Annotated in this window: 27 protein-coding genes and 2 pseudogenes; 4 read left to right on the top strand and 25 right to left on the bottom strand. The window is 49.8% G+C overall.

The window, feature by feature from the left end:
- Positions 1-51: 51 nt before the first annotated feature.
- From ACTHSW_RS01275 to rpmE, 17 genes and pseudogenes are all read right to left on the bottom strand, one after another.
- Entirely contained in the window at positions 52-540 is a 489-nt protein-coding gene (locus ACTHSW_RS01275; protein WP_070460236.1) for a peroxiredoxin family protein, read from the bottom strand.
- Complete coding sequence (locus ACTHSW_RS01270) at positions 537-920, bottom strand: acyl-CoA thioesterase (RefSeq protein ID WP_070460238.1); 384 nt, start codon at positions 918-920, stop codon at positions 537-539. The genes ACTHSW_RS01275 and ACTHSW_RS01270 overlap by 4 nt, the downstream gene beginning before the upstream one ends.
- Complete coding sequence (locus tag ACTHSW_RS01265; RefSeq protein ID WP_003681812.1) at positions 920-1,282, bottom strand: hypothetical protein; 363 nt, start codon at positions 1,280-1,282, stop codon at positions 920-922. Before ACTHSW_RS01265 ends, ACTHSW_RS01270 begins: the two co-directional genes overlap by 1 nt.
- Before the next feature lie 114 nt (positions 1,283-1,396).
- Positions 1,397-2,224, bottom strand: coding sequence for an MlaA family lipoprotein (locus ACTHSW_RS01260; protein WP_440373743.1), 828 nt, complete (start codon positions 2,222-2,224; stop codon positions 1,397-1,399).
- On the bottom strand, positions 2,221-2,499 hold the full coding sequence (locus ACTHSW_RS01255) for an STAS domain-containing protein (protein ID WP_036493932.1): 279 nt from the start codon (positions 2,497-2,499) through the stop codon (positions 2,221-2,223). Before ACTHSW_RS01255 ends, ACTHSW_RS01260 begins: the two co-directional genes overlap by 4 nt.
- A gap of 63 nt (positions 2,500-2,562) precedes the next feature.
- Entirely contained in the window at positions 2,563-3,153 is a 591-nt protein-coding gene (locus ACTHSW_RS01250) for an MlaC/ttg2D family ABC transporter substrate-binding protein (RefSeq protein WP_070460242.1), read from the bottom strand.
- Positions 3,154-3,185: 32 nt separating this feature from the next.
- The gene (gene mlaD / locus ACTHSW_RS01245; RefSeq protein WP_070460244.1) at positions 3,186-3,680 is read right to left on the bottom strand and encodes an outer membrane lipid asymmetry maintenance protein MlaD; all 495 of its coding nucleotides are present in this window, start codon (positions 3,678-3,680) and stop codon (positions 3,186-3,188) included.
- A gap of 49 nt (positions 3,681-3,729) precedes the next feature.
- Entirely contained in the window at positions 3,730-4,506 is a 777-nt protein-coding gene (gene mlaE / locus ACTHSW_RS01240) for a lipid asymmetry maintenance ABC transporter permease subunit MlaE (protein WP_063069091.1), read from the bottom strand.
- A 65-nt stretch (positions 4,507-4,571) separates the two neighbouring features.
- On the bottom strand, positions 4,572-5,372 hold the full coding sequence (locus tag ACTHSW_RS01235) for an ABC transporter ATP-binding protein (RefSeq protein WP_070460246.1): 801 nt from the start codon (positions 5,370-5,372) through the stop codon (positions 4,572-4,574).
- Positions 5,373-5,577: 205 nt separating this feature from the next.
- Positions 5,578-5,771, bottom strand: a pseudogene (locus tag ACTHSW_RS01230) (hypothetical protein); the annotation flags it as partial.
- A gap of 117 nt (positions 5,772-5,888) precedes the next feature.
- A complete protein-coding gene (locus tag ACTHSW_RS01225) occupies positions 5,889-6,125 on the bottom strand; it encodes a YrhB domain-containing protein (protein ID WP_081456507.1) in 237 nt (78 codons plus the stop codon).
- A gap of 307 nt (positions 6,126-6,432) precedes the next feature.
- Complete coding sequence (locus tag ACTHSW_RS01220) at positions 6,433-6,720, bottom strand: barstar family protein (RefSeq protein WP_003712505.1); 288 nt, start codon at positions 6,718-6,720, stop codon at positions 6,433-6,435.
- A pseudogene (locus ACTHSW_RS01215) lies at positions 6,711-7,322 on the bottom strand (septum formation inhibitor Maf); the annotation flags it as partial. The gene ACTHSW_RS01220 and the pseudogene ACTHSW_RS01215, both read right to left, overlap by 10 nt.
- A gap of 616 nt (positions 7,323-7,938) precedes the next feature.
- Entirely contained in the window at positions 7,939-8,415 is a 477-nt protein-coding gene (locus tag ACTHSW_RS01210) for an SMI1/KNR4 family protein (protein ID WP_070461169.1), read from the bottom strand.
- A gap of 113 nt (positions 8,416-8,528) precedes the next feature.
- Positions 8,529-9,416: a hypothetical protein gene (locus tag ACTHSW_RS01205; protein WP_232502738.1), complete on the bottom strand. Its 888-nt coding sequence runs from the start codon at positions 9,414-9,416 to the stop codon at positions 8,529-8,531.
- A 148-nt stretch (positions 9,417-9,564) separates the two neighbouring features.
- Positions 9,565-11,223, bottom strand: a complete 1,659-nt coding sequence (locus ACTHSW_RS01200; RefSeq protein WP_070461167.1) for an ArnT family glycosyltransferase — start codon at positions 11,221-11,223, stop codon at positions 9,565-9,567.
- Between the two features lie 235 nt (positions 11,224-11,458).
- Entirely contained in the window at positions 11,459-11,674 is a 216-nt protein-coding gene (gene rpmE, locus ACTHSW_RS01195) for a 50S ribosomal protein L31 (protein ID WP_003681847.1), read from the bottom strand.
- Positions 11,675-11,955: 281 nt separating this feature from the next.
- Here rpmE and ACTHSW_RS01190 point away from each other — a divergent pair, with 281 nt between their 5' ends.
- Positions 11,956-12,489 (top strand): acyltransferase, encoded by a 534-nt coding sequence (locus ACTHSW_RS01190; RefSeq protein ID WP_070461164.1) that lies wholly within the window; start codon positions 11,956-11,958, stop codon positions 12,487-12,489.
- A gap of 62 nt (positions 12,490-12,551) precedes the next feature.
- On the opposite strand, the gene ACTHSW_RS01185 is transcribed toward ACTHSW_RS01190, so the two are convergent.
- The 4 genes from ACTHSW_RS01185 to ACTHSW_RS01170 all read right to left on the bottom strand — a co-directional run bounded on the left by ACTHSW_RS01185 (position 12,552) and on the right by ACTHSW_RS01170 (position 15,367).
- Positions 12,552-13,016 (bottom strand): four-helix bundle copper-binding protein, encoded by a 465-nt coding sequence (locus ACTHSW_RS01185; RefSeq protein WP_070461161.1) that lies wholly within the window; start codon positions 13,014-13,016, stop codon positions 12,552-12,554.
- A 300-nt stretch (positions 13,017-13,316) separates the two neighbouring features.
- Entirely contained in the window at positions 13,317-13,745 is a 429-nt protein-coding gene (locus tag ACTHSW_RS01180) for a hypothetical protein (protein WP_049329449.1), read from the bottom strand.
- Positions 13,746-13,753: 8 nt separating this feature from the next.
- Positions 13,754-14,269, bottom strand: coding sequence for an outer membrane protein assembly factor BamE (locus ACTHSW_RS01175; RefSeq protein WP_070461158.1), 516 nt, complete (start codon positions 14,267-14,269; stop codon positions 13,754-13,756).
- A 459-nt stretch (positions 14,270-14,728) separates the two neighbouring features.
- Entirely contained in the window at positions 14,729-15,367 is a 639-nt protein-coding gene (locus ACTHSW_RS01170) for an MBL fold metallo-hydrolase (RefSeq protein WP_070461154.1), read from the bottom strand.
- A gap of 111 nt (positions 15,368-15,478) precedes the next feature.
- Here ACTHSW_RS01170 and ACTHSW_RS01165 point away from each other — a divergent pair, with 111 nt between their 5' ends.
- Positions 15,479-16,285 (top strand): DNA ligase, encoded by an 807-nt coding sequence (locus ACTHSW_RS01165; RefSeq protein WP_070461150.1) that lies wholly within the window; start codon positions 15,479-15,481, stop codon positions 16,283-16,285.
- Between the two features lie 65 nt (positions 16,286-16,350).
- Here the strand turns inward: ACTHSW_RS01165 and ACTHSW_RS01160 are convergent, their stop codons facing one another.
- Positions 16,351-17,001, bottom strand: coding sequence for an HAD-IA family hydrolase (locus tag ACTHSW_RS01160; protein ID WP_070461147.1), 651 nt, complete (start codon positions 16,999-17,001; stop codon positions 16,351-16,353).
- Between the two features lie 10 nt (positions 17,002-17,011).
- Positions 17,012-17,998: an RluA family pseudouridine synthase gene (locus tag ACTHSW_RS01155; protein WP_070646536.1), complete on the bottom strand. Its 987-nt coding sequence runs from the start codon at positions 17,996-17,998 to the stop codon at positions 17,012-17,014.
- Between the two features lie 514 nt (positions 17,999-18,512).
- Here ACTHSW_RS01155 and ACTHSW_RS01150 point away from each other — a divergent pair.
- Positions 18,513-21,398: an Rne/Rng family ribonuclease gene (locus ACTHSW_RS01150; RefSeq protein WP_070461142.1), complete on the top strand. Its 2,886-nt coding sequence runs from the start codon at positions 18,513-18,515 to the stop codon at positions 21,396-21,398.
- A 252-nt stretch (positions 21,399-21,650) separates the two neighbouring features.
- On the opposite strand, the gene mscL is transcribed toward ACTHSW_RS01150, so the two are convergent.
- Both mscL and fabI read right to left on the bottom strand, forming a co-directional pair.
- Positions 21,651-22,094: a large conductance mechanosensitive channel protein MscL gene (mscL, locus tag ACTHSW_RS01145; protein ID WP_314574562.1), complete on the bottom strand. Its 444-nt coding sequence runs from the start codon at positions 22,092-22,094 to the stop codon at positions 21,651-21,653.
- A 448-nt stretch (positions 22,095-22,542) separates the two neighbouring features.
- Positions 22,543-23,331 carry an enoyl-ACP reductase FabI gene (gene fabI / locus ACTHSW_RS01140; protein ID WP_003748060.1) on the bottom strand — a complete coding sequence of 263 codons (789 nt, stop codon included), beginning with the start codon at positions 23,329-23,331 and terminating at the stop codon, positions 22,543-22,545.
- A gap of 208 nt (positions 23,332-23,539) precedes the next feature.
- Here fabI and ppk1 point away from each other — a divergent pair, with 208 nt between their 5' ends.
- A complete protein-coding gene (gene ppk1, locus ACTHSW_RS01135; protein ID WP_440373742.1) occupies positions 23,540-25,597 on the top strand; it encodes a polyphosphate kinase 1 in 2,058 nt (685 codons plus the stop codon).
- The last annotated feature ends 20 nt before the right edge of the window (positions 25,598-25,617 follow it).

Genomic DNA, 25,617 nt, shown 5'->3' with positions numbered 1-25,617 from the left:
GGATATTTCGGTTTTAGGCCGTCTGAAATGTGGTTTCAGACGGCCTTGGATTTATTGGGCGAGGGCTTGGTCGATTTCTTGGTAGAGTTGGGTGAAATTGGGTTCGCCAACGTAGGTTTTAAGGATATTACCGTTTTTGTCGATCAGGACGGAAGTCGGGTAAACCTGTGTGCCAAAGGCTTTTGCGGCCGTTTTGTCGGCATCGTACATGACGGTGAAAGGCAGGCCGTATTCTTTGACGTACTGATGGACGTTTTCGATAGGGTCGATGGGCTGGGCAATGCCGAGGACTTGGAAATTTTTGCCTTGATAGTCTTGGGCGGTTTTGATGATTTTAGGCATCTCGCTCACGCAGCCGGGGCAGGAGGGAAACCAGAAGTTGATGAGGGTAACTTTGTCTTTCAAATCGGAGTTGGTAATGATTTTGCCTTGCAGGTCGGGCAGGGCAAAATCAGGGGCGGCTTTGTTGCTGGGGATAAGGACGAAGGCAAGAAGTGCGCCGATCGTGGCAACGACAAGGAGTGTGAGTATTTTTTTCATGATGTAAGGTTTTGAATTGCGTGTGCTAAGGTTTGGGGAACGCTGATGCTGCGGCCGCTTTCGCTGCTGACGGGCATAAGGGTAACTTCGGCTTCGATGGCGGCTTTGCCGTTGGGCAGGGTCGCGGTTTGGCTGAGGATGATGTGGCGTGTGCCGATGTCTTTCAGACGGCCTGTGAAGGTTAAAACATCGCCTTCGAGCGATGGGCGGCGGTAGCGGATATCAACGCGTGCAACAATGAGCATGATGCCTTTGAGTTCGGACAGAAGGTCATGCTCTTGGAAAAACGTCCAGCGTGCTTCTTCGAGAAATTCGAGATAGCGCGCATTGTTGACGTGGCCGTAGCCGTCGAGGTGGTAGTTGCGGACGGTCAGTTTCATCAGTTGAGATTGATGGGTTGGAACTCTTCGCGTGCGATTGGTTCGTGTTCGAGGTCGGTAATCACAGTGGAGAGTTGGATGTCGAACCATTCATTGAAAATGTCGGCGTCCAAATCCGGCCATTCGCTTTCGTCTTCGCACCAGTCGGCCAATTCGGCAGCAAAAATGTCTTCAAAACGCGCTTCGATCTCGTCCCATACTTCGTCGGCAGTTTCGCACGGGCGAACGAGGTAGGAGTTTGCATCGGCTTGGATATCTTCAAGCGTCAGGCCGTCAAGGTGATTGCCGGGCAGGGATTTCAGCCAGTTCCAAAATGGATCGAGGGGGATAAGCAGGAAGACGCTGCGGTTGACTTCGTACATGGTGTTTTCCTTGGTTTCTGTATAGTTGAATGATATAGCAAAGGTGGGGGACTGGCTATCTTTTGGGGGATAAAGGCCGTCTGAATTTCAGACGGCCTTTATTTTTGGAAACAATCAGGGATTTTCTGATGGTGTTTGATACAGAGTTTGAGGATTGGCTGTATCGGGGATTTCTGCTGGAGCGGATTGGGGTGTTGCTACCGGTTCGGAAGTGGCGTTGCTGTCCACCAAGTCATCGATGTCGATGTTGTCGTCTTCGCTTTGAGGGAGCGTGCCGCCGGTTTGTTGGGTGCGGACTTTCATGTAAAGGTCGCGTGTGTAGCTGTATTTGTCGATGGCTGCGCCTTCGAGGCTGTCGGTCAGGTCGAGCAGTTCTTCGCGGGTGTTGATGGCTTGCAGGCCGATTGTGCCCCAGCGTCCTGCTCTGGTGTGGAAGACGGCATTTTTAACCGGATAGACGGTGGTGACGGCGTTGCCGACGGTATCGCGTACGGTAGACGGGCCGAGTAGGGGGACAACGAAGTAGTTGCTGTTTTTCCAGCCCCATGAGGCGAAGGTATCGCCGAGGGTGTTTTTATTGCTGGGCACACCGCCTGCACCGGCTACGTCGATTAAACCGCCAAGGCCGAAGGTGGTGTTGATGCCGACGCGGACGAGGTCTTCGCTGGCGCGTTTGACGTCAAGGCGCAGTACATTGCTGCCGAAGCTGACGACATCGCGCAGGTTGTTGAAGAAGTTGATCACGCCGGTACGCACCGGTTTGGGCGTTATTTTGCGATAACCGCGTGCGACAGGGGAAAGGACGTATTTGTCTGCTTTGTCGTTGAACTTGGAAACGGTACGGTTGTAGCCTTCGTAAGGGTCGGCTGGATTGCGTTCGGCAAGTGCGGGAGCGGAGGCTATGCTGATGAGGAGGCAGAGTGAAGCGGTGGTTTTTTTCATGATTGCAACCAGTCTTTGATTTCGTAAAGTTCGGCCAGTGCGCGGACGGAATCGGGAATGTTTTGAATGGTCGGTTTTTTGTCTGTCCGGCGCAGAGCGTTGAGCAGCAGGGAAACGCAGGCTGAATCTGCTTTGCCTACTTGGCTGAAGTCTATACTGTCTGTTTCTTTCAGACGGCATTGTTGTTCGTAGCGCGCAAAGGCGGAGGCAGTCAGGGTTTTGACGGTAACGTCGCCGCTGATGTAGAGCGTGCCGTTGCGGATTTCTGTTTGCATGGTGTCTTTATGATGTAAGGCACCATGCCGTCTGAACATCAGGCGGCATGGTGTGTGGGTGGATTATTTACCGCCGTTTTTGGCTTTCAAGTCGGCAATCAGGCCGTCGATGCCTTTGGCTTTGATGGTTTCGCCGAATTGGTTGCGGTATACGGTAACCAAGCTTGCGCCTTCGACTGCGACATTGTATGCGCGGTATTTGCTGCCGCTTTGGTAGGTGGTGAAGTCCATGTTGACCGGTTTTTGGCCGGAAACGTTGATTTCGGCGCGGACAACGATTTCTTTACCGCCTTTGTTTACGACAGGGTTGTCTTTGATGTTGACCTTGGCGTTTTTGAATTTCAGCATGGTGCCGGAGTAGGTGCGGATCAGCAGGGTTTGGAACTCTTTGGTCAATGCTTGTTTTTGTGCGTCAGTTGCAGTGCGCCATGGGTTGCCGACGGCCAACGCGGTCATACGTTGGAAGTCGAAGTAAGGGATGGCGTAGGCTTCGGCTTTTTGGCGTGCGGTGTTGGCATCGCCGCTGTTGAGGATTTTCAGCACTTGAACGGAGTTTTCACGGATTTGGTTAACTGCGTCTGCAGGTGCGGCAAATGCCATGCTGATGCTTAATACGCCGATGCTCAATGCGCTGATAAAAGAAGTTTTTTTCATGATAGTGTCCTGAATATTGAGTGGATATGTGTTTATTGTTCGTTTTGACCGGCAGATTCACCATCTGCGTTTTTCTCGGCAAAGCTGGTCATGAATTTGCCGATAAGGTTTTCCAAAACCATGGCGGAGCTGGTGACGGTAATGGTGTCGCCGGCCGCCAAAGAGTCGGTATCGCCGCCTTGCTGCAGGCCGATGTATTGTTCGCCCAACAGGCCTGAAGTCAGGATTTGTGCAGAAACGTCGCTGCTGAACTGATATTGGCTGTCCAGATTGAGGGCGACTTTTGCCTGATAGGATTTAGGGTCAAGCTGAATGGAGGCAACGCGGCCCACCAGTACGCCTGCGGATTTGACCGGAGCGTTGGTTTTTAAGCCGCCGATGTCGCTGAAATCGGCATAGACGGTGTAGGTTTGAGAGGATTTGCCGAACGATTGTCCGCCGGCGGCGCGGAAGGCGAGAAAGCCGATGGCGGCTGCGCCCAATAAGACAAACAGTCCTACCCAAAATTCCAAAGCATTTTTTTTCATGTGCTATTGTCCTTGTTTCATTCTTTTTAAGTGTCGTTTCAGACGGCCTTTAGTCGGTAAACATCCACGCGGTCAAAATGAAGTCGACGGCGAGGATGGTCAGGGCGGAAGACACTACTGTGCGTGTACTGGCGCGCAAAATACCTTCGGAAGTCGGTACGCAGTGGAAGCCCTGATGTACGGCGATCAGCGTAACGGCTACACCGAAAGCGGCGGATTTGATTAAGCCGTTGAGTACGTCGTAATGGAAGGTAATGTTGTTTTGCATTTGCGACCAGAAAATACCGCCGTCCAAACCCAGCCATTCGACGCCGACCAAATACGCGCCGTAAATACCGGCAACGTTGAAAATCGATGCCAGCAAAGGCATGGAAAACACGCCCGCCCAAAAGCGCGGCGCAACCACGCGTGCCACGGGGTCGACCGCCATCACGTTCATTGCTTCAAGCTGCTCGGTGGTTTTCATCAAGCCGATTTCGCTGGTCATGGCACCGCCCGCGCTGCTGGCAAACAGGATGGCCGCCAATACGGGACCTAATTCGCGCAACAGGGAAGCGGCAACCATATAGCCCAAAATATCGGCGGATTTGAATTTTGCCAGCTGCGTATAGCCTTGCAAGCCCAATACCATACCGACAAACAGGCCGGACACGGCAACAATCAGGACAGACAACACGCCTGCAAAGTAAACCTGGCGGATGCTCAGGCGCGGGCGAGCGAACGCCGTACCTGATTTGGCCAGGATATGCAGGAAAAACAGCGTAATGCTGCCCAGCGATTGGATGAAGCCGAGGGTTTTTGCCCCGACGGAACGGATAAAATTCATAGGTTTCAGTTGATTGGTTAAATGGTTTTCAGACGGCCTTGTTTAAGCTTCAGGCCGTCTGAACATCAGCCCAGCAAGTCTTGTTTTAAAGTCGTTTGCGCCGGATAGCGGTATGCGACAGGGCCGTCTGCCAAACCGCCGACAAACTGGCGTACCCAAGGCGAGTCGAGTTCGCGCATTTCTTTGGGCGAGCCGGAGAACATGATTTCGCCGTGTGCCAAGAAAATCACTTGATCGACGATTTCCAGCGATTTTTCGATGTCGTGCGTTACCATCACGCTGGTTGAGCGCAGGGCTTTGTTGGCACGGCTGATGAGGTGGGCGATGACGCCCAGCGAAATCGGGTCGAGGCCGGTAAAAGGCTCGTCATACAACATGATTTCAGGGTCGAGCGCAATCGTACGCGCGAGGGCGACGCGGCGCGACATACCGCCGGAAAGCTCGGAAGGCATCAGATTTTCAACACCGCGCAAACCGACTGCATTCAGTTTCAACACCACTAAATCGCGGATGACCGCTTCGGGCAAATCCGTCAGCTCGCGCATAGGGAAGGCGATGTTGTCGAAGACGGACAAGTCGGTGAACAATGCGCCGTGTTGGAACAAAACGCCCATGCGGCGGCGGTGTTCGTACAGCTCCTGCGCCGAAAATGCAGCTAAATCGCGCCCTTCAATCAGCACTTTGCCCGATTGCGGGCGGATTTGACCCGTAATCAGGCGCATCAGCGTGGTTTTACCGCTGCCTGAACCACCCATTACGGCGGCGAAATTGCCTTGTGGAATGCTGAAGTTGATGTTGTTCAGAATAGGACGGTCGCCATATGCGAAGGCAACGTCTTTCATTTCGATGAAGGGTGTGGAACTCATGCAGGAGAGGGGTGTCAAAAAATGTATTTTAATTACGGGTATTGTAAAGGGTATTGGATATTCGGGCAATTTTCAGACGGCCTGCGCTTAAGAATAACGGGTAAAAACGTGTGAAAGAATGCAGAAGCGTTGGTGCTACGGTCGTTTTGTCGCGTGTTGTGTCAAACATACAGACGGCTTTGTAGGTATATTTGTATAGAAATACAAAAACAACTGAATCAAATCTAATAAAAATATTTTTATTATCAAATATCAATACTTTTTTTGGGGGGGGAGCTTAGACAGGAAACAGCTAATCCAATATCTATATTGAATTCTTTGTGAAAAGAAAGAATAAAACATCGATAAATTTCCTTTTCTCTCTCTTATAGAGTTATAAGGATATTTCTTTAATCTCATTATTTTGCTCTGTGCCTAAAGCGTCCTGTTGGTCCATACATTTCCCCCGTTATGAGTCTGTTTTCATCCATATAGTTTCAAATTTAGTGGGATACGGACTTAGCTAATGGGCTTAAATCAACGAATAGAAGGAACTCCTCCATTTTTAGAAACAAATATAGGCCAATTTCCAATAATAGATTTGTTTATATCCATTGTTTCTAAATATTCTTTTGACTGATATGGGAAAACCCACCCATCATCATTTTCTCGTACATGAGATTCAACTATTAACAATGAAATTCCCATTTCTTGCTCTATTTGACTTAAAAAAGATACTGCGATTTTCTTTGCTTCTTGATAAGTAATTACCATGGAAATACTCCAAATTAAAAATGTTTGAAGATAGTAAAATTGACTTCTCCTCCTTTTTGTATTTGCCTATCAATATACCTTTTTGGATAATTGTGCTTTATGGCCTGCTGGATCGATGGCGTTAAACAAAGGCCGTCTGAAACGGTTTTTCTGTTTTCAGACGGCCTCTTAGCTCAAACCTTGAAAACCGCATGCGCGCGTTCCGCACACATGCTACTTATTGAGTTTAAGTTTTATATGGGTTACGGCTTGCTTAATTGGCTCTGGGGAGTTTTAAGCCTGTGTACGTAATGTAATTAGGGTTTACTTACTCTAAAATATAATTAAATTTTTCTTCGAATCCATAATCCTCATCTTGTTTCTTAACTCTTTCTAGAACCTTTACTATTTCAATAAATATATTTTCTAATTGATTTTTTGAGAACATAGCATCTTTCCATACCAAAGTAATCGGTCGTTCTACATTTGTACTTAATAAATCCCACAGAGCATCAAGATTGTTCCCATAATAATCTTGTATAGAAAATATTTTTGAAATTTGATTATGAAAATCTTGTTCCGTATAAATTTTACTACCGATAATCTCTAATTGCATAAGTTATATTCCCATTTCCAAGCTCCAAACCGTGTTGCAGAGATACAATGATCAGTTGTTATATATAGCAATCCATCGTTAGAATATAACAATCTAGTACCAGCCTGATTGGATCTTGACATAGTGTTTATTGAGCCAATGTTCGCTTCATACCATATCCTATTCTGTTTAGCAGGGAAAATATTTGTAGAATTTGCAAAAATATCTCCCCCTAATTGTCCATTTTTTATTGTATTACCCAAGGCTTTTCCTGGGCGCCATCCCATACTTATCGCCTGAGATTTAGTAATATAATTAGAAGGAAGCTTACCTGTACTTCTCAAACTTTCAATAACTTGATTAGCAGCTTGAGCTGTCTTCAAATCAAGTTTCAATAAAGCTGCTGATGCAGAATTTGCCTTTCCTTCTGAAGTTCTTAATTTTTTAATTTCCCTCTCTAGTTGAGCATGTTGGTTAAAGTTGCTGTTTTTATTTCCGTTTCTTATTTCCTGAACATTTTTCTCCACCTGCTCACGAGTTGTCAATTTATTAAGCTTCCTATCAACCTCCCATCTCGGTTTTGCATCAGACACAGGCTTAGCCTTAGGCATACCGGCCCCTGATTTACCCACACTGAACAAATCTATAGAGAACTGAACATATTTTGCAGCCTGCTCCGACAGCCCCAACTGTTTCAAGGCCTGGACCGTAATCGTCGGTCGTTGCTCGCTGGCTTTTTTCCGAAGTTCTTCGTTCCCGTAATGACATAATCGTAGGAAGACATTATACCAACCAAAGCGGCGGCACAGCCGAAGCCGAAAGTCTCGGCACAAGATCCGCCTCCGGCTACACTGGAAAGCACAACCCCCAAACTGCCCGAAACGATTTAAGCCCCAGGTGAGATGTAGCGGTGCAGGATGCTTTTGTCTTCCGCATCCAGTTTTGCATATTCGGCCTTCAGGTAGTCAGCCACCCAATCGGGATGTCGGTTTAGATAGCCTATGGATTCGTTTTTCAAGTCCTTAAACCGACTGTCAAAGCGTTTATCTTGGATAAATTCGATGATACGTCCTACATTTTGACGACATTCGGTAATTCTTCCTTTGGAACTGCATTCATGCTTGACTTGTTCTTTTATGACGGAATAAATTTTAAGAGCTGTCTGTTCGTCCTTCTTTAAGGCCGCTGATTTCAGACGATCTTTTTAATTTAGTTGGGTTTTCAACTCAACCTACACACTTAATCTGAAAGTTCATATAGCATATCCAAAAAGGCATCAAAACTATCTGCAATATGGCTAGTTACCATTTTCGTATCTCCATTCTCATCTTCATAAAAATCATCATGATACATCAGAATGATAAATGGATTTTCATTGCATTTTCTGTAATCAAAACAGATATAATCTCCATTAGCTGAAATCCCAAAAGCAATCACTTTTTTTGCATATCCATATTCATCATCGATACATGAATAGCTATAAATATCCTCATAGCTTAAATTTTGCTTATACCCTAAAAATGAAATGTCCCTTTCATCATTTTCACCGTATTGATTGATAAAATTGAAAATATTTTCTTTAGGGTATAAATGATCATGTTTGCCAAGAAGTGATACATATGAAACAGGAAAAACGACCCCTACATCTTCAGCAAATTGTTGAATTGTTCTTATTGGAACCAATCCCTCATCTGATAATATTGATAGTTTTCTCATTTTTACTGACCTTTCTTTAACGATTTTTGACCAGTATGCCTAACAGCTTTATGAATACTATTAGGAATTAACTGCATATTATAAAGAGGCGGGCAAATATGCCCGCCTTGTTTTTAATATTTCTGCAAACCTTCTACCTTGATTTCTTTGGCATTGGCATTTATGAAGGCTTGGGTCGCCTTCATCGTGGCTTGGATGCGCGGATCGTTCCAGCGCACGATTTGGTTGTTTTCATCGCGCTTGTCCGACCAAATAATCACGCCGTCGGTGTATTTTTTGCTGATTTCGAGCATTTTGCGCCAGCGGACGGGGTCGATGAACTGTTTGAAATAAGGGCTGTTGGTGGCCGAATAATATTGCGGCCAAATGTAGCCGATGATTTTTTTGTTGGGAAAGCGTTGGTGGATGTCGTCAACGGCGGTTTTCACGTCTTTTTCCCATTGCACCAAATCGGGGGAAGTGATGTAGAACACAGGATTGGCATAGTCGCTGATAGCGGCGGTGGGCGCACGGCGTTTGCTGACTTGCCGCCATTTTGTCAAGATGGCTTCGTTGTCAACGTTGGGACGGTAGTGTCGGATGCCGTGCAGGTGTTCGGAGGGCATGCCGTAGTTGCTGATGACGGCGCGCGGGTTTTCTTCTCTGAAGATTTGGTACATCCGCGCGAAGTCAGTTCTCAATTCGTCGGGCGTCAGCAGCTGGCCGTATTTTTCGGCAAACCAGCTTTCGATGTCGGTAGAAATGGTGCGGTAGCCTTCGCGGCGCGATTGTTTGGCCAATTCACGGATGCGCGCTTCGTTGAGTACGCCGTGTTTGCGTTTGCCCGTCGGATCGGGTTTGACCAGCTCGCTTTCGTAAACCAAGAACACTTTGGAGAGTTTGTCGGCAGTAAGGTCGGGTTTGCCGACGTAGTCCATGCGGTCGTAGATGATGAAATCTTTGGCATGGGCGGAGAGGGCGGTCAATAAGAGGACGAGGGGCAAAAGGCGGTTGGGTTTCATATTTTTAGGCAGATAAGGGAAAAGGGCCATTGTACGGGAAGCGGTGTTAAAGTAAGTCAAAGGCCGTCTGAAAGGATAAAAGTTCTTTCAGACGGCCTTTTATTTGAATGTAGCAGGAATATTCAGCTTTATGGCTAGTGTCACGGATTTATTGCGCTGAAGTTTTCTCCAAGAATAGGAAAGTCTCGGCTTTGTTGCGCGGTCTTGCGCCTTGCCACAAGGTCTGCCAACCCGAAGGTGCGCCGATGTTGGCGGCTTGGCGGATGAGGCGGTAGCGGCAGGACGGGTCGTCGGTCGTGGTTTTAATATGGCTGTATTGTGTCCACGCGATGCGTGTGCGCTGGTCTTGGCTGTCGATGCTGATACATTCGAGGCCGTCTGAAAGTTTCTGTTTCAATTCGGAAGAAAGTGCGGTTTCCATTTGGTGTACCACCGGCGCATGGCTTTTGGCGGCGTTGAGCCACGGTAAAAACAGGGTCATCAGCAAGGCCCAGGCCAAGGTAACGCCGGCTGCCCAGTTGGTTACGGCTTGGCGGCCACGGATGTTTTTACGCGTAATCGCCCAGAGCCACAATGGGGTAAACAGTAGGGCGATGGTCATCGGAATCGGGTCGATGTCGGGGATGTAATATGGGCTGAAATAGGCGGCGCGTTCGGCCAGCTTGGCAGGCCAGCCGTAGTTCATGGCGAAGAAGCCCAGCCATAGGAATACGGCAATCAAACCGAATGCCATGATGCCGAACCAGTTGATAAATGCCGCTGCGCCGCGGCGCAGGCCGTCTAGTTGTGCCGCGCCGAGCAGGGCGAGCGGCGGCAACAGCCAAACGAGGTTGTCTTGCAGGCGTTGCGGGTTGATGGCGAGCAGGGCTGTCATGATAACCAGCCACGACAGGCTCAGAATGCCCCAGTTTTTATCGTGGATACGCGTGCGGCTGAGCGTCCATGCTGCTAGTGGCCAAGCAGGCAGGGCAAACCACAGCAGGTTTTTCAGATAATAGGGCAGGTTGAAGGCCGTCTGAATCTGATGGAAACCGCCGAATACGCCTAAGGAATAATGGTTGAACCAAATATCAAACCATTCGGGATGGGTTCTGGATAAAACCAGCGGATACAGAATCAGCAGGGGCAGGGAAACGACGATGGCGCCAATCAGGGTCAGCAGATAGCGTTTGCTTTGCCAAGTAGAATGGAACGACAGGGCAAGTGCCAAAAACATCATGGCCGCGGTCAGCAGATAGCCTGAGGAAAGGGAGAGTAAAACCCAACCGCCGCACAACAGCAAAATGGCAATAATGACGCGGCGGTGTGCCAGTGAAAAGCCGCACAGAATCAATCCAAACGCGGCAAAAGCGGCCGACATGGGATTGAGGAAGTGGGCGATGGGCAGCAAACCGATGCTGCCGATAAGGATTAAGACAACGCTGCGGCCATGGTGTCTGCCGAGAAAGTTGAACCCGGCAAAACCGCAGGCGGTCAGTCCGATGGCGGTAAATACCACGCCGGCAAAACGGGCGGCATCATAGGCATCGGCCGCCCAAGGCGAAAACAGGGTTTGGAATGCGGTTGCCGCCCACAAAAAAGCAGGGGAGATGGTGAAATCGGGTTGGCCGAAGATTTGTGCAACCAGCAGGCTGCCGCCGTTTTTCATGGATTCGGAGGCGGTAAAGAGAGAGGGTTCGGCAGGATTCCACAAGTCATGCGAGAACACGCCCGGCCACAGCCAGGCAAAGGCCATCAGCAGCAGAAGCCATGGTTTTTCATGGGTTTTTTGGGGGCGGCGCGGATCGGGCGGTGTGTAAGTCAGCATGGAAGGTCAAAAAACGGTTGGTTTGAATAGCAATGGTACAGGGTTTGATGGGTTTGCGCGATATGCCGGACCGGAGGGCTTTGTAAAATAATGCTTACGGCTCGTTTTTATCGGGTGTTTGGAATGATATGGTATTCGGTTGACGACAAAAAGCTCAGGCCGTCTGACAGGAATATTTCAGACGGCCTGAATGCAAAAAAGACTGCACGAAGCAGTCTTTTTGACAAAGCGGCAATTAGCGTTTGAACAGGTTGCCGAATTTGTTGTTGAATTTGTCCACGCGACCGGTAGTGTCGACGATTTTTTGAGTACCGGTGTAGAAAGGGTGGCACAGAGAGCAAACCTCAACGTTGAAGCTGTCTTTTTCCATTGCGGATTTGGTCACGAATTTGTTGCCGCAAGAGCAGGTAACGTTGATTTCGTGGTAGTTCGGGTGAATACCTTGTTTCATTTTATTTCCTTTCGATTAAGCGGGCACAGGGGTTTTGCCTGTACTTCAGTTAAGCATGGAATTTTCGCTATTTTTGGCTGTTTCGTCAAGAGGATATTTTGTATGCAGGGCAGTTTCGCAACAGACGAGAACAGTTTAGAATAGAGTCTCGAACTGCATATTATGCGGTCAGATTGTAATCTAACTGAAAAGAGGATGTAAAACCTCCTCTAGATGTGAAACTTTAAGAAGAATAATAGTCTGAATAATATTTACGCTTGTACGAACAGGAGACGGAATCAATGTGGAAAAAGATATTGACGTGCATTTTGCGTGTTTTGGGAGGAGTGTTGCCCCCGTCTTATTGCAAACCATTCGGCAGAATTGCGCAAAAATTCCGTGCTGCTTTGGCTATGTGCATTTCTCCAAACATCGGTAAAAACGTCAATATTGAAAAAGGTGGGTACGTCTTTCCGGATACGGTAGTCGGCGATAATTCGGGTATCGGCGTAAATTGCGAAATCTGCCGCGGTTTGACCCTCGGCAAGAACGTGATGATGGGGCCGGAATGCCTGTTTTATTCGACCAACCACAAATTCAACCCTGAAACCCGCCGCTTCGAAGGTTATACAGATATCAGCCCGATTGTGATTGAAGATGATGTTTGGATTGGCCGGCGTGCGATTATCATGGGCGGCGTTACCATCGGTAAGGGCGCGGTAATCGGCGCAGGTTCGGTGGTTACCAAAGATGTGCCGCCTTATTGCGTGGCTGCGGGTAATCCTGCGATTGTTCGGAAAAAACTGCTCGATGAGCAAGAGCTTGCAGCCGAATAGCGTGAATAAAATAGCAAAATAAAAGGCCGTCTGAAATTCAGACGGCCTTTTTTCAATAGTGCTTAAGCGGCAATTTTTTCGCATTCTTTAATGCAAGCCAAGCAAGATTCGTAGCAGGCTTTGCATTCAGCGTGGTGGCCGGCGTGTTCTTTGCAGGCGGCAGCACATTGTTTGCAGGCTTCGATGCACACTTTTGCCAAAGACGGGGTCAGGCGTGAATTTTGGGCGGCGAGGTTTTGCAAGGTGCCGCACAGAGCCAGCATTTGATTGACGCCGGCTGCGCAGTCTTTCATGGAGGTATCGCCTGCGCTCAACAGGGCAATGCAGTGCGCCAAGCAGATTTGACCGGCTTCAACGCAATGTGCGGCCGCTTTGCGCGCAGCTTCGTAGGCGCGCGGTGCAGAATGCGCGTGACCGGCATGACCGGCGTGGTGTGCATGGCCTGCATGGTCGTGAGCACGGGCAAAAGAAGCGGCGGCGGTAAGGGAAACAGCAGCGGCGCTGCCGATAAATTGACGACGGTTCATAAGATAGAGTCCTTTTTGCTTGGTGAAATGATATTACGAATAATTAAATCTATTCGATAACAATAGGTTAACATATTATTTGTTTATAAACAATAAAGGCTGCCTGAACTTTTAGGCAGCTTTTTTTAGATACGCGTTAGGTTGATAGAGTTTTCTTTTTCTGAATCAGCAGCCTCAACGAAGTTGCCGTGCCATCAAGACTGTATCAGTATAGCCAGTCATAAAGGTTTTACGAATAAAAAGAAAAGGCCGTCTGAAAGATGAAATTTCAGACGGCCTTTATTCAAACTAAAGCCTACATCAGATGACTTCTAAAATGAAATACTGACGCAGTTTTTCGTACACATTATTTTGTACGTTGATACAACCATTGGTTATGATGCGGTCGGCCACATGAGGGGAGACGATGCGTTCCATGCGTCTTTCCTGTGGCTTGAGCGTCCATACCCTGTGTAACGCAAACAGAAAGTCATTTTCTTCTTTGAAGCCGATAACCTCGCCACCGTAACCCGGTTTGCTGGTCATCATCGGCGTCATATTGAATTTGCCTTTCGGCGTGGTCTTGCCAATCAGTACCGGATGGCACTGACCGTCGTCGGCAAAGCAAAGCTCCGCCTTAGCTGTATTGACCACAACTTTTTTACGCTGGATATAGTCGCTGACAGCATCGGCAGCGGCCAAAGAATTCAGACCTGCTGCCAAGGCTATACCCAATAGGATCCGTTTCAAATTTGTCCTTATTGACGGATGCGGTTAGGAGCTTCTTTAATGATCTCGCGGATGATCACTTGAGGCTCTTGTTTAGGTGTAGGTGCTGGAGGAGGACATACGGCATCTTTAGGGAATACTGGATTCCAGAAGAAGCTGCGTGCAAATTTGTCTTTGTCGTAGATCACTTTGTATTGGCAAGTAGTGATGCCTTCAACGCCGGAAGTGTTTTCAGGGTCAACGCCTACGCCCGGGGTGTAGAAGTGGAACAGGTAGTCCCATTCACGCACGCCAACCATGCCTTCGTCGTAGTGAGGACGGCCGAGGATTTTGTAGATGTCGTCTTTGGTCAGACCAGGACGCATTTGATCCAGCTCGTCAAAAGTCGGGAATGTACCGCGGTCTTTGTTGAAGGTCAGGGAGTAAGGTTTAGGGAAGCGTGGCTCGTCTGTAGTGCCTTCAGGAGTGATTTTGCTCTTAGTAGCACAGGCGGCCAGCAGGCCGGTAGCCAGCAGGACGAAGCCTACTTTTGCGATTTTTTTCATTTGATAATCCTTTTATTGATTTTACCGGCCGAACTTTTCAGACGGCCTGTTAGTGCCGGCAGCGAGTTTGCCGGTTTACCCAAATAATGTTGTGCTTCTTAAAGATGTACCCGACGGTTTGACAAACAGAACATCGGCACATTCCGGCAGGGCATTGCGCCTCATCTCCGTTGTATCCGCCTGAATCGGCAGAACCGTTCAGACGGCCTGACTGACATTTATTGTCACTTTGTAACAATTTCACTTCGAGTAAGGCTTGGGGTTTAGAGATGTCCGGTTTTCGATAAATCAGGTTGTATTGCGTAATACCTTGTTATCTTTGTGCTTTAGTTCATTTTGGCATTTGCCGGAGATTAGGTACTTAATCTTTCGGGTGTTATCCCTGCAAATTGTATGCCAGTTTTCTTTTATGCGCATAATCTGAGTATGCCAAAATGTTGGCTTTATACAACATTCATATTAGCGAACCAGAAATGGATTGTACCTTTTCTCATGCCCGATACTGGTCATACGGCCGTGTCCGGCTATAACTTGCGTGGTTTCGGGCAGGGTTAATAGTTTAGCGCAGATATTGTTTATGAGGTCATCATGATTGCCGCGTGGAAAATCTGTGCGACCGACAGTCTCATAAAATAAAACATCGCCTGCGACTAAAAGTTCATTTTCGGCGTTGTAAAAAACGACTTGGCCGGGAGTGTGGCCGGGAATGTGGAGGACTTGGAAGCTGTGATTGCCGACCTTGAGCGTTTCCCCTTCTTCCAGCCAGCATGTCGGCGTGAATGACGGAGAAACAGGGAAGCCGTATTGCGCCGTCGTTTGCGGAAGGGCTTGGAGCAGGAATTCGTCGTCTTTGTGCGGGCCGAGAACGGGTACGTCGCAGGTTTTCAAAAGTTCAACCACGCCGCCTGCGTGGTCAAGATGGCCGTGGGTCAGCCAAATGGCGGTCAGCTTGAGGCCTTTGTTTTTGATTTGTTGCAATAAATAGGGTACGTCGCCGCCGACATCGGTCAAAACGGCTTCTTTGGTTTCGTCATCCCAAATCAGCGTGCAGTTTTGACGGAAAGGGGTAACGGCGTTGATTTCAAATTGGAGTGCCATGGGTGTTCCTAGGAAAGGCTTATTTAATGTTGTTTACGTTTCAGACGGTCTTTTGTTATTATGCACATATAATAAAAAGCAAGTCTGGAAAAGTGTCTTATGAATAATGTAATGCGAACCATGATACCGATTTTTGCGGCTTCTTTCATCTCTGCGGCGTTTGGTGCAGATTTGTTGTTGGCTCAGGAATATAAAAATCAAGATATTGCCGGTTGGGCCATGAGTGAAAAGTTGGATGGCGTACGCGCGTATTGGGACGGCAGGCAGCTGGTCAGTCGTCAGGGCTATGCGTTTACACCGCCCAAAGGTTTTACAGCAGGTTTTCCGCCGTTTCCGATGGATGGTGAGTTGTACAGCGGACGAGGGCGGTTTGAGCAAATTTCCGCGACGGTGCGTTCTGCCTCGGGAACTTGGGACGGCATCCGCTTGCATGTTTTTGATGTGCCACAGGCGCAGGGTAATCTGTATCAGCGTCTGGAAACGGCTTCGAAATGGCTGAAATCACACCCGTCGGCACGGTTTACGGTTATTCCGCAAGTCAAGGTGCGTGACAAACAGCATGCTTTGGATTTTTTGAAACAAGTTGAAGCGCTGGGTGGGGAAGGGGTGATGCTGCGTCAACCTGAAGCCCGTTATGCAAGCGGTAGAAATGGGCAGCTGTTGAAGCTGAAAAGTGAATATGATGATGAATGTACGGTAACGCGTCATTATGAGGGCAAAGGGCGCAATGTCGGGCGTTTGGGTGCGGTAGGATGCAAAAACCAATATGGCGAGTTTCGTATCGGCAGCGGTTTTAAGGATAAAGACCGCGACCATCCGCCGAAAATCGGTGCGCTGATTACTTACCGTTATCGTGGTTTTACGCAAAAGGGAACGCCGAAATTTGCAACATTTGTCAGGGTGCGCTCAGATCGATAAAACAAATTAAAGGCCGTCTGAAAGTAGGTTTCAGACGGCCTTTAATATAGATGTTGCATAGCCTTTTATAAGGTTTCCAATACATCAGGCAACTCGGCCAAGCTATTGAGCATGGCAACATGGGGCATGGAGGAAAGCTGTTTGGCAGTATGTGCGCCGGTGGTGACGGCGATGGCGCGGATTTTGGCGTTGGCGGCCATTTCTAGGTCGTGGGTGGTGTCACCGACGACGACGGCCTCTTCCGGTTCAATACCCAGTCGGTCACAGAGGGCAAGTACCATATCGGGCGCGGGTTTGGACGGATATTCGCTGGCGCAGGCGGTTTCCAGCCAAAAGTCTTGAGTGTCGGTTTGTGCGATGGCTTTGTCCAAGCCGCTTCGGCCTTTGCCGGTGGCGATGGCAAGCCAATAGCCTTGTTGTTTCAAGCGTTGCAGGCAGGGCAGGGCTTCGGGAAACAGGGTCATGTTGCGGTTGTTGGGATTGAGGTAGTGCGCGGCATAGGTCTCAATCAGGGTTTCCTGAACGTGTTCGCTGACGTTGTGGGCAAGGCGGCGGATGATGCCGGAGAGGCTGTATCCGATGAGCGGGCGGATTTGGTCGGCTTCGGGAACGGGCAGGCCGCAATCGGCAAAGCTTTGCTGAAAGGTGTGGATGATGGGGTTGGTGGTGTCGGCAAGTGTGCCGTCCCAGTCGAAAATAATGAGTTTGGGTTTCATGGGTTTCCTTTCAGACGGCCTTTTCCTGATTTTCCAGCATTAAAACAAATTGTGCCAATTCTTGCGGCAGGGGGGCTTCCAGGATCAGTTTCTCTCCGGTCAGCGGATGGGCGAGATGCAGCTCGGAAGCGTGCAGGAACATTCTTTTCAAACCGAGTTTTTGCAGGCGTTTGTTGGCTTGATAGTCGCCGTAGCGTTCGTCGCCGGCAATGGGGCAGTCTTGCGATTGCAGATGGACGCGGATTTGGTGGGTGCGGCCGGTTTTCAGGGTGGCTTCGACAAAGGTCAGGTCGGATAGGCCGACTTGGTGCAAAAGGCCGTCTGAAAAACGGTTTAACACGCGGAAGATGGTGTGGGCGGATTGGCCGTCTTCGCTGACGCGCACCATTTTTTCGCCTTGTGCGCCGGTGTATTTGAACAGGGGGAGCTTGACGTGGAAGCGGTCGTTCGGCAGCCTGCCGACACCCAGCGCGAGATAGATTTTTTTCGGATGGTCGTTGCGGATGGCTTCGTGCAGTTTCACCAAGGCGCTGCGTTTTTTGGCAATCATCAAAAGGCCGCTGGTGTCTTTGTCGAGGCGGTGGACGAGTTCGAGATAACGTGCTTCGGGACGAGCGCGGCGGATTTGTTCGATGACGCCGAAGCTCACGCCGCTGCCGCCGTGGACGGCAACGCCGGATGGTTTGTTGATGACCAAAAGCGCATCGTCTTCGTAAACGATGTCAAACTCGCGCGCAGGCGCGGCCTGGCTTTCAGACGGCCTTTGTTTTTCGGCGATACGTATCGGCGGAATGCGGACGGTATCGCCTGCCTGAATGCGGTTGTCGGGTTTACAGCGTTTTTTGTTCAGCCGCACTTCGCCGGCGCGGATAATGCGGTGGATATGGCTTTTCGGGACGCCTTTGAGGATTTTTATCAGATAGTTATCAAGGCGTTGGCCTTCCTCGTGTTCGGCAACGGCAATCAGGCTGACTGAATCTTTGCGTATTGCGTGCATTTTCTCTATAATCCCAAACGTCCGTTTCGGGACTCGAACCTGCCATCGCAGGCCGTCTGAAACGGATTTATTGTTAAAACGAGATTTTATATTAAAAACGCACTCCGCAAAGCATTTCCTTGTGTTTGTTCAAAGCCGGCAAACGCAATCCCGTAATTAAGTTTGAATTGAACCTGCCGTCCGGCCGGGCGTAAGACGCAGTCCGCGCAGCACCGTCCGAAATTACCGGCGCTACGATAATAAGAAGATGTAGGCTGCCTTATTTTGTCCGAAACATCAGCATTCGGACGGCAGCGGAACCATCAACCTTTCCGCCGCATTGTTCTTTATTTCCTTCTTTATCCGAATCCGTCCGCACATGGCTTGAGCTCAAGCATGCAACCTTGCGGATTTCAAATCAAATACTGGTTACACGGGGATTTTCCCATCTTGCCTTTGAAGAGTGCCAACCGGACAGACAGGCCGTCTGAAAAAGATATTCACAAATCAAACGGCCGCTGTTCACGAGGTGACTATGAAAAGAATGTTATTCAACGCAACGCAGGCCGAAGAGCTGCGCGTTGCCATTGTCGATGGCCAAAACCTTTTGGACTTGGACATCGAAACGCTGGGCAAAGAACAGCGTAAAGGCAATATCTACAAAGGTATCATTACCCGCATCGAGCCGTCGCTGGAAGCGTGTTTCGTCGATTACGGAACCGACCGCCACGGCTTTTTGCCGTTTAAGGAAGTATCGCGTTCGTATTTCCGCGATTACGAAGGCGGCAGGGCGCGTATTCAAGACGTGCTCAAAGAAGGCATGGAAGTCATCGTTCAAGTCGAAAAAGATGAGCGCGGCAACAAAGGCGCGGCACTGACCACCTTCATCAGCCTGGCCGGCCGCTATTTGGTATTGATGCCGAACAATCCGCGCGGCGGCGGCGTATCCCGCCGTATCGAAGGCGAAGAGCGCCAAGAGTTGAAAGCCGCCATGGCCGAACTCGACATTCCGAACGGCATGAGCATCATTGCTCGTACTGCCGGCATCGGCCGCAGCGCGGAAGAGTTGGAATGGGACTTAAACTACCTCAAGCAACTCTGGCAAGCCATTGAAGAAGCAGGCAAAGCACACCATGACCCTTACCTGCTCTTTATGGAAAGCTCGCTGCTGATTCGTGCGATTCGTGACTATTTCCGTCCCGACATCGGCGAGATTCTGGTGGATAATCAAGAAGTTTACGACCAAGTTGCCGAGTTCATGAGCTATGTCATGCCGAGCAATGTAGGCCGTCTGAAACTCTATCAAGACCACACGCCGCTGTTCTCCCGCTTCCAAATCGAACACCAAATCGAAAGTGCATTCTCACGCAGCGTCAGCCTGCCTTCCGGCGGCGCGATTGTGATCGACCACACCGAAGCCTTGGTTTCCATCGACGTCAACTCTGCGCGTGCCACACGCGGCTCGGATATTGAAGACACCGCGTTCAAAACCAATATGGAAGCTGCCGAAGAGGTTGCCCGTCAAATGCGCCTGCGCGACTTGGGCGGTTTGGTCGTCATCGACTTCATCGACATGGAAAATCCGAAACACCAACGCGATGTTGAAAACGTACTGCGCGACGCGCTCAAAAAAGACCGTGCCCGCGTGCAAATGGGCAAACTTTCGCGTTTCGGTCTTTTGGAATTGAGCCGCCAACGTTTGAAACCGGCTCTGGGCGAAAGCAGCCATGTTGCGTGTCCGCGCTGTGCCGGTACCGGCGTCATCCGCGGCATCGAATCCACCGCCCTGCACGTTTTGCGCATCATTCAAGAAGAAGCAATGAAAGACAACACTGGCGAAGTACACGCACAAGTGCCTGTCGATGTTGCCACCTTCCTGTTGAACGAAAAACGCGCCGAGCTGTTTGCGATGGAAGAGCGCTTGGATGTGAACGTCGTCCTGATTCCAAACATTCACTTGGAAAATCCGCACTACGAAATCAACCGCATCCGCATCGATGACGTAGAAGAAGACGGCGAACCGAGCTACAAACGCGTCGCCGAGCCGGAAGAAGACGAATCTGCCAAACCTTTCGGCAGCGAAAAAGCCAAAGCTTCCCGTCCTGAGCCAGCTGTCAAAGGCGTACGCCATACCCAGCCTGCACCAACTGTCGCCCCTGAGAAAAAAGCCTCTTGGTGGGACAGCTTCAAAGCTTGGTTGAAACGCATTTTCGGCGGCGAGCCTGCACCTGCCGCAGTTGCTCAAGAGCCTGCCGAAAAACGCACTACAACCAACCGCAGCCAAAACAGCAACCGCCGTTCAAACAGCCGCCGTCAAAATCCACGCCGCAACAACAAAAACGACGGCAGCAAAGTCGAAGTGCGCGAAGTGAATGCCGAAGCTGCCGACAGCAAGTTTGAAGAAAGCAAATCAAGCGAAAGCCGTAACGACGAGCGTAAAGACACCCGCCGCAACCGCAACCGTAACAACAACCGCCGCGATGATCGCAACAACGAGCGCAACCGTGTTGAGGAAGTAGTTGAAGATGTAAACGTTCAAGAAGTGGCTGCACTGGCTGAGATGCCGTCTGAAAACCAAGCGGAACAAAACGGCAATAAACGCCGCCGCAACAACAGTCGCAACGAGCGCAACCGTAATCAATCTGCGGAAAACCGTGTTGAGGACGTGAACGTTCAAGCCGATGGCGAACAGGCGCAAGTTGAAGCGGACGACAACGCCCGCAGCGAAGAGGGTGTGAAAAACAACGGCCGTCAAGGACGCGACCGCAACAACCGTCAGCGCAACAATCGCAACGACCGCCGTTCCAACAGCAAAAAACGCAATATTCCGTCTTCAGCAAAAATCGAGCAATACCTGAACATTACCGACACCGCCGACAAAGTCCTCTTTGCCGTAGCGCATGTTTTGGGTTTGAATGAAACGGTTGAAGCTGCAAATGCGACATTGTCTTCTGAAAGCGATCAAGCCGAGCCGCTGGTGATTGTGGTATCCGAGCCTGAAGTTACCAGCGCAGAGCCATTCGTATTTGCAATTGAAAGCGAAGACGAGCCTGCCGTAGCGCAAACTGAAGGAGCCGATGCCGAACAAGCCCTGCTTGCATCTGCGGTCAACAATGTCAAAGAAGCCATTTCTGCGGTATTGTCTCCGAATGCAACGGCTACTGTTGCACCGGTTGAAGCACCAGCCGAAACTGTTGCCACACAAACTGAAGCCGTAGCTGAAGCAGCGCCTGTCGCAATCGTTTTGCCGGAAGGTTTGGGCGATTTGATCTTCGTTGAAACCGATCCGCAAGCTGTTGCCGCTTTTGCTGCGCAGCCACAACCTGAACCTGTTGCCAAAACACGCCGTTCGGATGTGCCTAAAGTAGAAGTGGAAGACGTAGCAGTCGAAATGATTTTGGTGGAAACACGCAAAGATTAAGATTGGTTTTCCAGTTAAAAGCCCGATGTTGAACGCATCGGGCTTTTTTATTGGCAAGGAGTTATGCTGCTCTTATTTTCTTTGTGTTTACCATGAGCATTGCTTCATGGTTGAAAAAGCAGGATAGATTGCTGAGAAAGGGAAGGCATGGTTTTTTCAATAGGAAGGGCTTAATGAAAATTGGTATGAGAAAAGCCGTCTGAAATGGTTTCAGACGGCCTTGGTTTGTGTGTGTATGTTTAGGTATTGTGATTAGTTTTTGTTCAGAGAGTCACGGATTTCGCGCAACAACAGAACTTCTTCGCTAGGCTCTGCCGGTGCTTCTTCAGCAGGAGCGTCGGTTTTTTTCAAGGAGTTGATGGCTTTAACCACGCAGAAGATGGCAGCGGCAACGATCAGGAAGCTGATCACAGTGTTGATGAACAGACCGATGTTCAGGGTAACGGCACCGGCTGCTTGAGCGGCTGCCAGGTTGGCGTAACCTTCTGCAGGAGCGGCTTGTGCGCCGTCTTTCAGTGTAATGAACAGGTTGGAGAAATCAACGCCGCCGATCAACAGACCGATAGGAGGCATGATTACATCGTCAACCAATGATTTGACGATGCCGCTGAATGCTGTACCGACAACCATACCGACTGCGAGGTCGACAACGTTGCCGCGCATAATAAATTCTTTAAATTCTGAAGCGATTGACATAATTAATCTCCTGTATGTGTTTGAGTCAAAATCAGATGTGATTCAATAAATCGGCAGGCATATTAACGCTTTATTGGTTAAGAAAAATTCATTAATGTTAAATTTTGTATTTTATGCCAAAAATGTCCTGCTTCTATGCCTTCTGTATGAAAAACAGGCCGTCTGAATTTTTTCTGTTACTTTTTTGCACCACTTTTTATCAGCGGCTAAGTATCAGATAACATGAATGTTATCTTTAGAATCAATGCTCTATCTTGCCTTTTAAATGAGATGAAATGATAATGTTGTAATGTTATTAACATAATGTGCCAAAGCATGCGGCAATCATATTTCCTACGTGTATTTGAATTTCAGACGGCCTTATCGATTATGCAGTCATTCAAACCATAATGTAATGGCCATAAAAAACGCACTTTCATGATGAAAGTGCGTTTTGCGTAAAAACTGTTTAGTTCTCTTCGTCGTTCAGCGCGTTGATGCTGTAACCGCCGTCAACGTAGGTAATCTCGCCGGTGATGCCGGAAGCGAGGTCAGACAGCAGGAAGGCGGCTGTGTTGCCGACTTCTTCAGTGGTAACGTTGCGGCCCAGTGGGTTGTGGGAAGCGACGTGGCCTAAGAGTTTGCTTAAATCGGCGATGCCGGAAGCGGCCAGGGTTTTGATCGGGCCTGCGGAGATGCCGTTGCAGCGGATGCCTTCTTTGCCCAGGCAGGCGGCAGTGAAGCGGATGCCGGCTTCGAGGCTGGCTTTGGCCATGCCCATAACGTTGTAGTTAGGAATGGCACGAACGGCGCCCAAGTAGCTCAGGGCAACGATTGCGGCGTTGCGGCCCTGCATCATCGGACGGGCGGCTTTGGCCAGCGCAGGCAGGCTGTATGCGGAGATTTCGTGAGCGGTGTTGAACGCTTCGCGGCTGATGCTGTCGAGGAAGTCGCCGCTCAAAGCTTCTTTAGGGGCGAAGCCGATGGAGTGAACGAGGCCGTCCAAGCCGTCCCAGTGTTTGCCCAAGTCAACGAAAACTTGGTTGATTTCGTCGTCGCTGGCAACGTCGCAGCGGAACACGAGTTCGGAGCCGAGTTCGGCCGCCATTTTACGGACGCGCTCTTCCAGTTTGTCGACAACATAAGTAAATGCCAATTCCGCGCCTTGTTCGCGGCAGGCTTTGGCGATGCCGTAAGCGATGGAACGCTCGGAGATCATGCCGGTAATCAGAATTTTTTTGCCTTGCAAAAAGCCCATTTTCTTATCCTTTAGCAGTGGTATTGCGGTTGCATTGAACTGCGCATTATAGCAAAAACCGCTGTTTCGGCATAGAAAAAAACGGATAACCCTTTGTCTTGCCTCAAATAGGGATAAGGTTGTCTGCCGAGGCCGTCTGAAACCTGACGGAACGGCGGCAAAACGTTATACTTGATAGTCTTAATGACCGATGTTTCAGGAGTGAACCATGCCCGAGCAAAACCGCATTCTCTGCCGAGAACTCAGCCTGTTGGCGTTTAACCGTCGTGTACTGGCTCAGGCGCAGGATACGAAAGTTCCTTTGTTGGAACGTTTGCGTTTCCTGTGCATCGTGTCTTCCAATTTGGACGAATTTTTTGAAGTGCGCATGGCGTGGTTGAAACGCGAAAACAAACTGCGTCCGCATCAGCCGCTCGACAACGGCAAAACTGCGGCCGAAACCATCGAAGCGGTGGCAAAAGAGGCACAGGCCTTGATTCGCGAGCAGTACGATCTGTTTAACAAAGTATTGCAGCCTGCACTCAGCCACGCCGGTATTCATTTCTATCGCCGCCACAAATGGACGGCCGCGCAGAAAAAATGGATTGAAAATTATTTTGACAACGAGCTGTTGCCCATTCTCACGCCCATCGGCCTTGATCCGTCACACCCGTTCCCACGCCCGTTAAACAAATCGCTTAACTTCGCCGTCGAACTCGAAGGCACGGATGCGTTCGGCCGTCCGTCCGGGATGGCGATTGTGCAGGCTCCGCGCATTTTGCCGCGCGTCGTCCCCATGCCGTCTGAAATTTGCGGCGGCGATGCAGGCTTTGTGTTCTTGTCTTCGATTTTGCACGCCCATGTCGGCAAACTCTTTCCCGGCATGAAGGTTAAAGACTGCCATCAGTTCCGCCTCACGCGCGACAGCGATTTGACGGTTGATGAAGAAGATTTGAAAAACCTGCGTGCCGCGATTCAAAACGAATTGCACGACCGCGAATACGGCGACGGCGTGCGCTTGGAAGTAGCGGACACTTGTCCGGCGCATATTCACGACTTCTTGCTTGCCCAGTTCAAGCTGACTTCTGCCGAGCTGTATCAGGTCAAAGGCCCAGTCAATTTGGTGCGCCTCAATGCCGTTCCCGATTTGGTGGATAGGCCGGATTTGAAGTTTCCGCCGCGCAATGCAGGCCGTCTGAAAGCCTTGCGCAAAAACGGCTCCGTATTCAAATTGGTCAAACAGTCGCCGATTTTGCTGCACCACCCGTATCAGTCTTTCGATCCGGTTGTTCAAATGATACGCGAGGCCGCTGCCGATCCGGATGTATTGGCCGTTAAAATGACCATCTATCGCACCGGCAGCAATTCCGAGCTTGTGCGCGCATTGATGAAGGCCGCGCTGGCGGGCAAGCAAGTTACCGTTGTTGTCGAACTGATGGCGCGTTTTGACGAAGCCAACAACGTCAACTGGGCGAAGCAGCTGGAAGAGGCAGGCGCGCACGTCGTGTACGGCGTATTCGGCTACAAAGTTCATGCCAAGATGGCTTTGGTTATCCGCCGCGAAGATGGCGTGCTCAAGCGTTATGCACACCTCGGTACCGGCAACTACCACCAAGGCACATCGCGCATTTACACCGACTTCGGTATCATCACCGCCGACGAACAAATCACTGCCGATGTGAACACTTTGTTTATGGAAATCACAGGCTTGGGCAAGCCGGGCCGTCTGAACAAGCTCTATCAAAGCCCGTTTACCCTGCACAAAATGGTCATCGACCGCATCAAGCAGGAAACCGAACACGCCAAAGCAGGCAAACCGGCGCGGATTACCGCCAAGATGAATTCCCTCATCGAGCCGAGCGTGATTGATGCGCTGTATCAGGCCAGCGCGGCAGGCGTGCAAATCGACCTGATTGTGCGCGGTATGTGTACTTTGCGCCCGGGTGTAAAAGGCTTGTCCGAAAACATCTGCGTCCGCTCCATCATCGGCCGCCAACTCGAACACTCGCGCGTGTATTGCTTCCATAACAACGGCGCAGACGATACCTTTATCTCCAGCGCCGACTGGATGGGTCGCAACTTTTTCCGCCGCATTGAAGTCGCCACGCCGATTACCACGCCCGAACTCAAAGAACGCGTGATCCGCGAAGGTTTGGAAATGGCTTTGGAAGACAATACCCAAGCTTGGCTGATGCAGCCTGACGGCAGCTACGTCCGCACCCAGCCGCAAGACGGCGAGCCTGCGTTTGGTTTGCAGGAAGGTTTGTGGAAAATATACGGACGTTGAGTTGAATAATGTCTCAGGCC

Source organism: Neisseria sp. P0008.S004 (assembly GCF_051962755.1).
In the GTDB taxonomy this organism is placed as follows: Bacteria; Pseudomonadota; Gammaproteobacteria; order Burkholderiales; family Neisseriaceae; genus Neisseria; species Neisseria subflava_A.
The sequence above is the reverse complement of the archived record's forward strand: the minus strand, read 5'-3'. Positions and strand labels throughout refer to the sequence as shown.

Excerpts from the sequence above, each read along its gene's own strand:
- mscL (WP_314574562.1), bottom strand. The coding sequence starts at position 22,094 with ATGTCAATCGCTTCAGAATTTAAAGAATTTATTATGCGCGGCAACGTT.
- ACTHSW_RS01200 (WP_070461167.1), bottom strand. The coding sequence starts at position 11,223 with ATGCTGACTTACACACCGCCCGATCCGCGCCGCCCCCAAAAAACCCAT.
- ACTHSW_RS01255 (WP_036493932.1), bottom strand. The coding sequence starts at position 2,499 with ATGCAAACAGAAATCCGCAACGGCACGCTCTACATCAGCGGCGACGTT.
- ACTHSW_RS01175 (WP_070461158.1), bottom strand. The coding sequence starts at position 14,269 with ATGAAAAAAATCGCAAAAGTAGGCTTCGTCCTGCTGGCTACCGGCCTG.
- ACTHSW_RS01235 (WP_070460246.1), bottom strand. The coding sequence starts at position 5,372 with ATGAGTTCCACACCCTTCATCGAAATGAAAGACGTTGCCTTCGCATAT.
- ACTHSW_RS01250 (WP_070460242.1), bottom strand. The coding sequence starts at position 3,153 with ATGAAAAAAACTTCTTTTATCAGCGCATTGAGCATCGGCGTATTAAGC.
- mlaE (WP_063069091.1), bottom strand. The coding sequence starts at position 4,506 with ATGAATTTTATCCGTTCCGTCGGGGCAAAAACCCTCGGCTTCATCCAA.
- ACTHSW_RS01225 (WP_081456507.1), bottom strand. The coding sequence starts at position 6,125 with ATGGTAATTACTTATCAAGAAGCAAAGAAAATCGCAGTATCTTTTTTA.
- ACTHSW_RS01160 (WP_070461147.1), bottom strand. The coding sequence starts at position 17,001 with ATGAAACCCAAACTCATTATTTTCGACTGGGACGGCACACTTGCCGAC.
- ppk1 (WP_440373742.1), top strand. The coding sequence starts at position 23,540 with ATGCCCGAGCAAAACCGCATTCTCTGCCGAGAACTCAGCCTGTTGGCG.
- ACTHSW_RS01150 (WP_070461142.1), top strand. The coding sequence starts at position 18,513 with ATGAAAAGAATGTTATTCAACGCAACGCAGGCCGAAGAGCTGCGCGTT.
- ACTHSW_RS01185 (WP_070461161.1), bottom strand. The coding sequence starts at position 13,016 with ATGAACCGTCGTCAATTTATCGGCAGCGCCGCTGCTGTTTCCCTTACC.
- ACTHSW_RS01220 (WP_003712505.1), bottom strand. The coding sequence starts at position 6,720 with ATGCAATTAGAGATTATCGGTAGTAAAATTTATACGGAACAAGATTTT.
- ACTHSW_RS01210 (WP_070461169.1), bottom strand. The coding sequence starts at position 8,415 with ATGAGAAAACTATCAATATTATCAGATGAGGGATTGGTTCCAATAAGA.
- ACTHSW_RS01155 (WP_070646536.1), bottom strand. The coding sequence starts at position 17,998 with ATGCACGCAATACGCAAAGATTCAGTCAGCCTGATTGCCGTTGCCGAA.
- ACTHSW_RS01205 (WP_232502738.1), bottom strand. The coding sequence starts at position 9,416 with ATGAAACCCAACCGCCTTTTGCCCCTCGTCCTCTTATTGACCGCCCTC.
- ACTHSW_RS01165 (WP_070461150.1), top strand. The coding sequence starts at position 15,479 with ATGCGAACCATGATACCGATTTTTGCGGCTTCTTTCATCTCTGCGGCG.
- ACTHSW_RS01270 (WP_070460238.1), bottom strand. The coding sequence starts at position 920 with ATGAAACTGACCGTCCGCAACTACCACCTCGACGGCTACGGCCACGTC.
- rpmE (WP_003681847.1), bottom strand. The coding sequence starts at position 11,674 with ATGAAACAAGGTATTCACCCGAACTACCACGAAATCAACGTTACCTGC.
- ACTHSW_RS01265 (WP_003681812.1), bottom strand. The coding sequence starts at position 1,282 with ATGTACGAAGTCAACCGCAGCGTCTTCCTGCTTATCCCCCTCGATCCA.
- ACTHSW_RS01170 (WP_070461154.1), bottom strand. The coding sequence starts at position 15,367 with ATGGCACTCCAATTTGAAATCAACGCCGTTACCCCTTTCCGTCAAAAC.
- ACTHSW_RS01190 (WP_070461164.1), top strand. The coding sequence starts at position 11,956 with ATGTGGAAAAAGATATTGACGTGCATTTTGCGTGTTTTGGGAGGAGTG.
- ACTHSW_RS01260 (WP_440373743.1), bottom strand. The coding sequence starts at position 2,224 with ATGAAAAAAACCACCGCTTCACTCTGCCTCCTCATCAGCATAGCCTCC.
- ACTHSW_RS01275 (WP_070460236.1), bottom strand. The coding sequence starts at position 540 with ATGAAAAAAATACTCACACTCCTTGTCGTTGCCACGATCGGCGCACTT.
- mlaD (WP_070460244.1), bottom strand. The coding sequence starts at position 3,680 with ATGAAAAAAAATGCTTTGGAATTTTGGGTAGGACTGTTTGTCTTATTG.
- fabI (WP_003748060.1), bottom strand. The coding sequence starts at position 23,331 with ATGGGCTTTTTGCAAGGCAAAAAAATTCTGATTACCGGCATGATCTCC.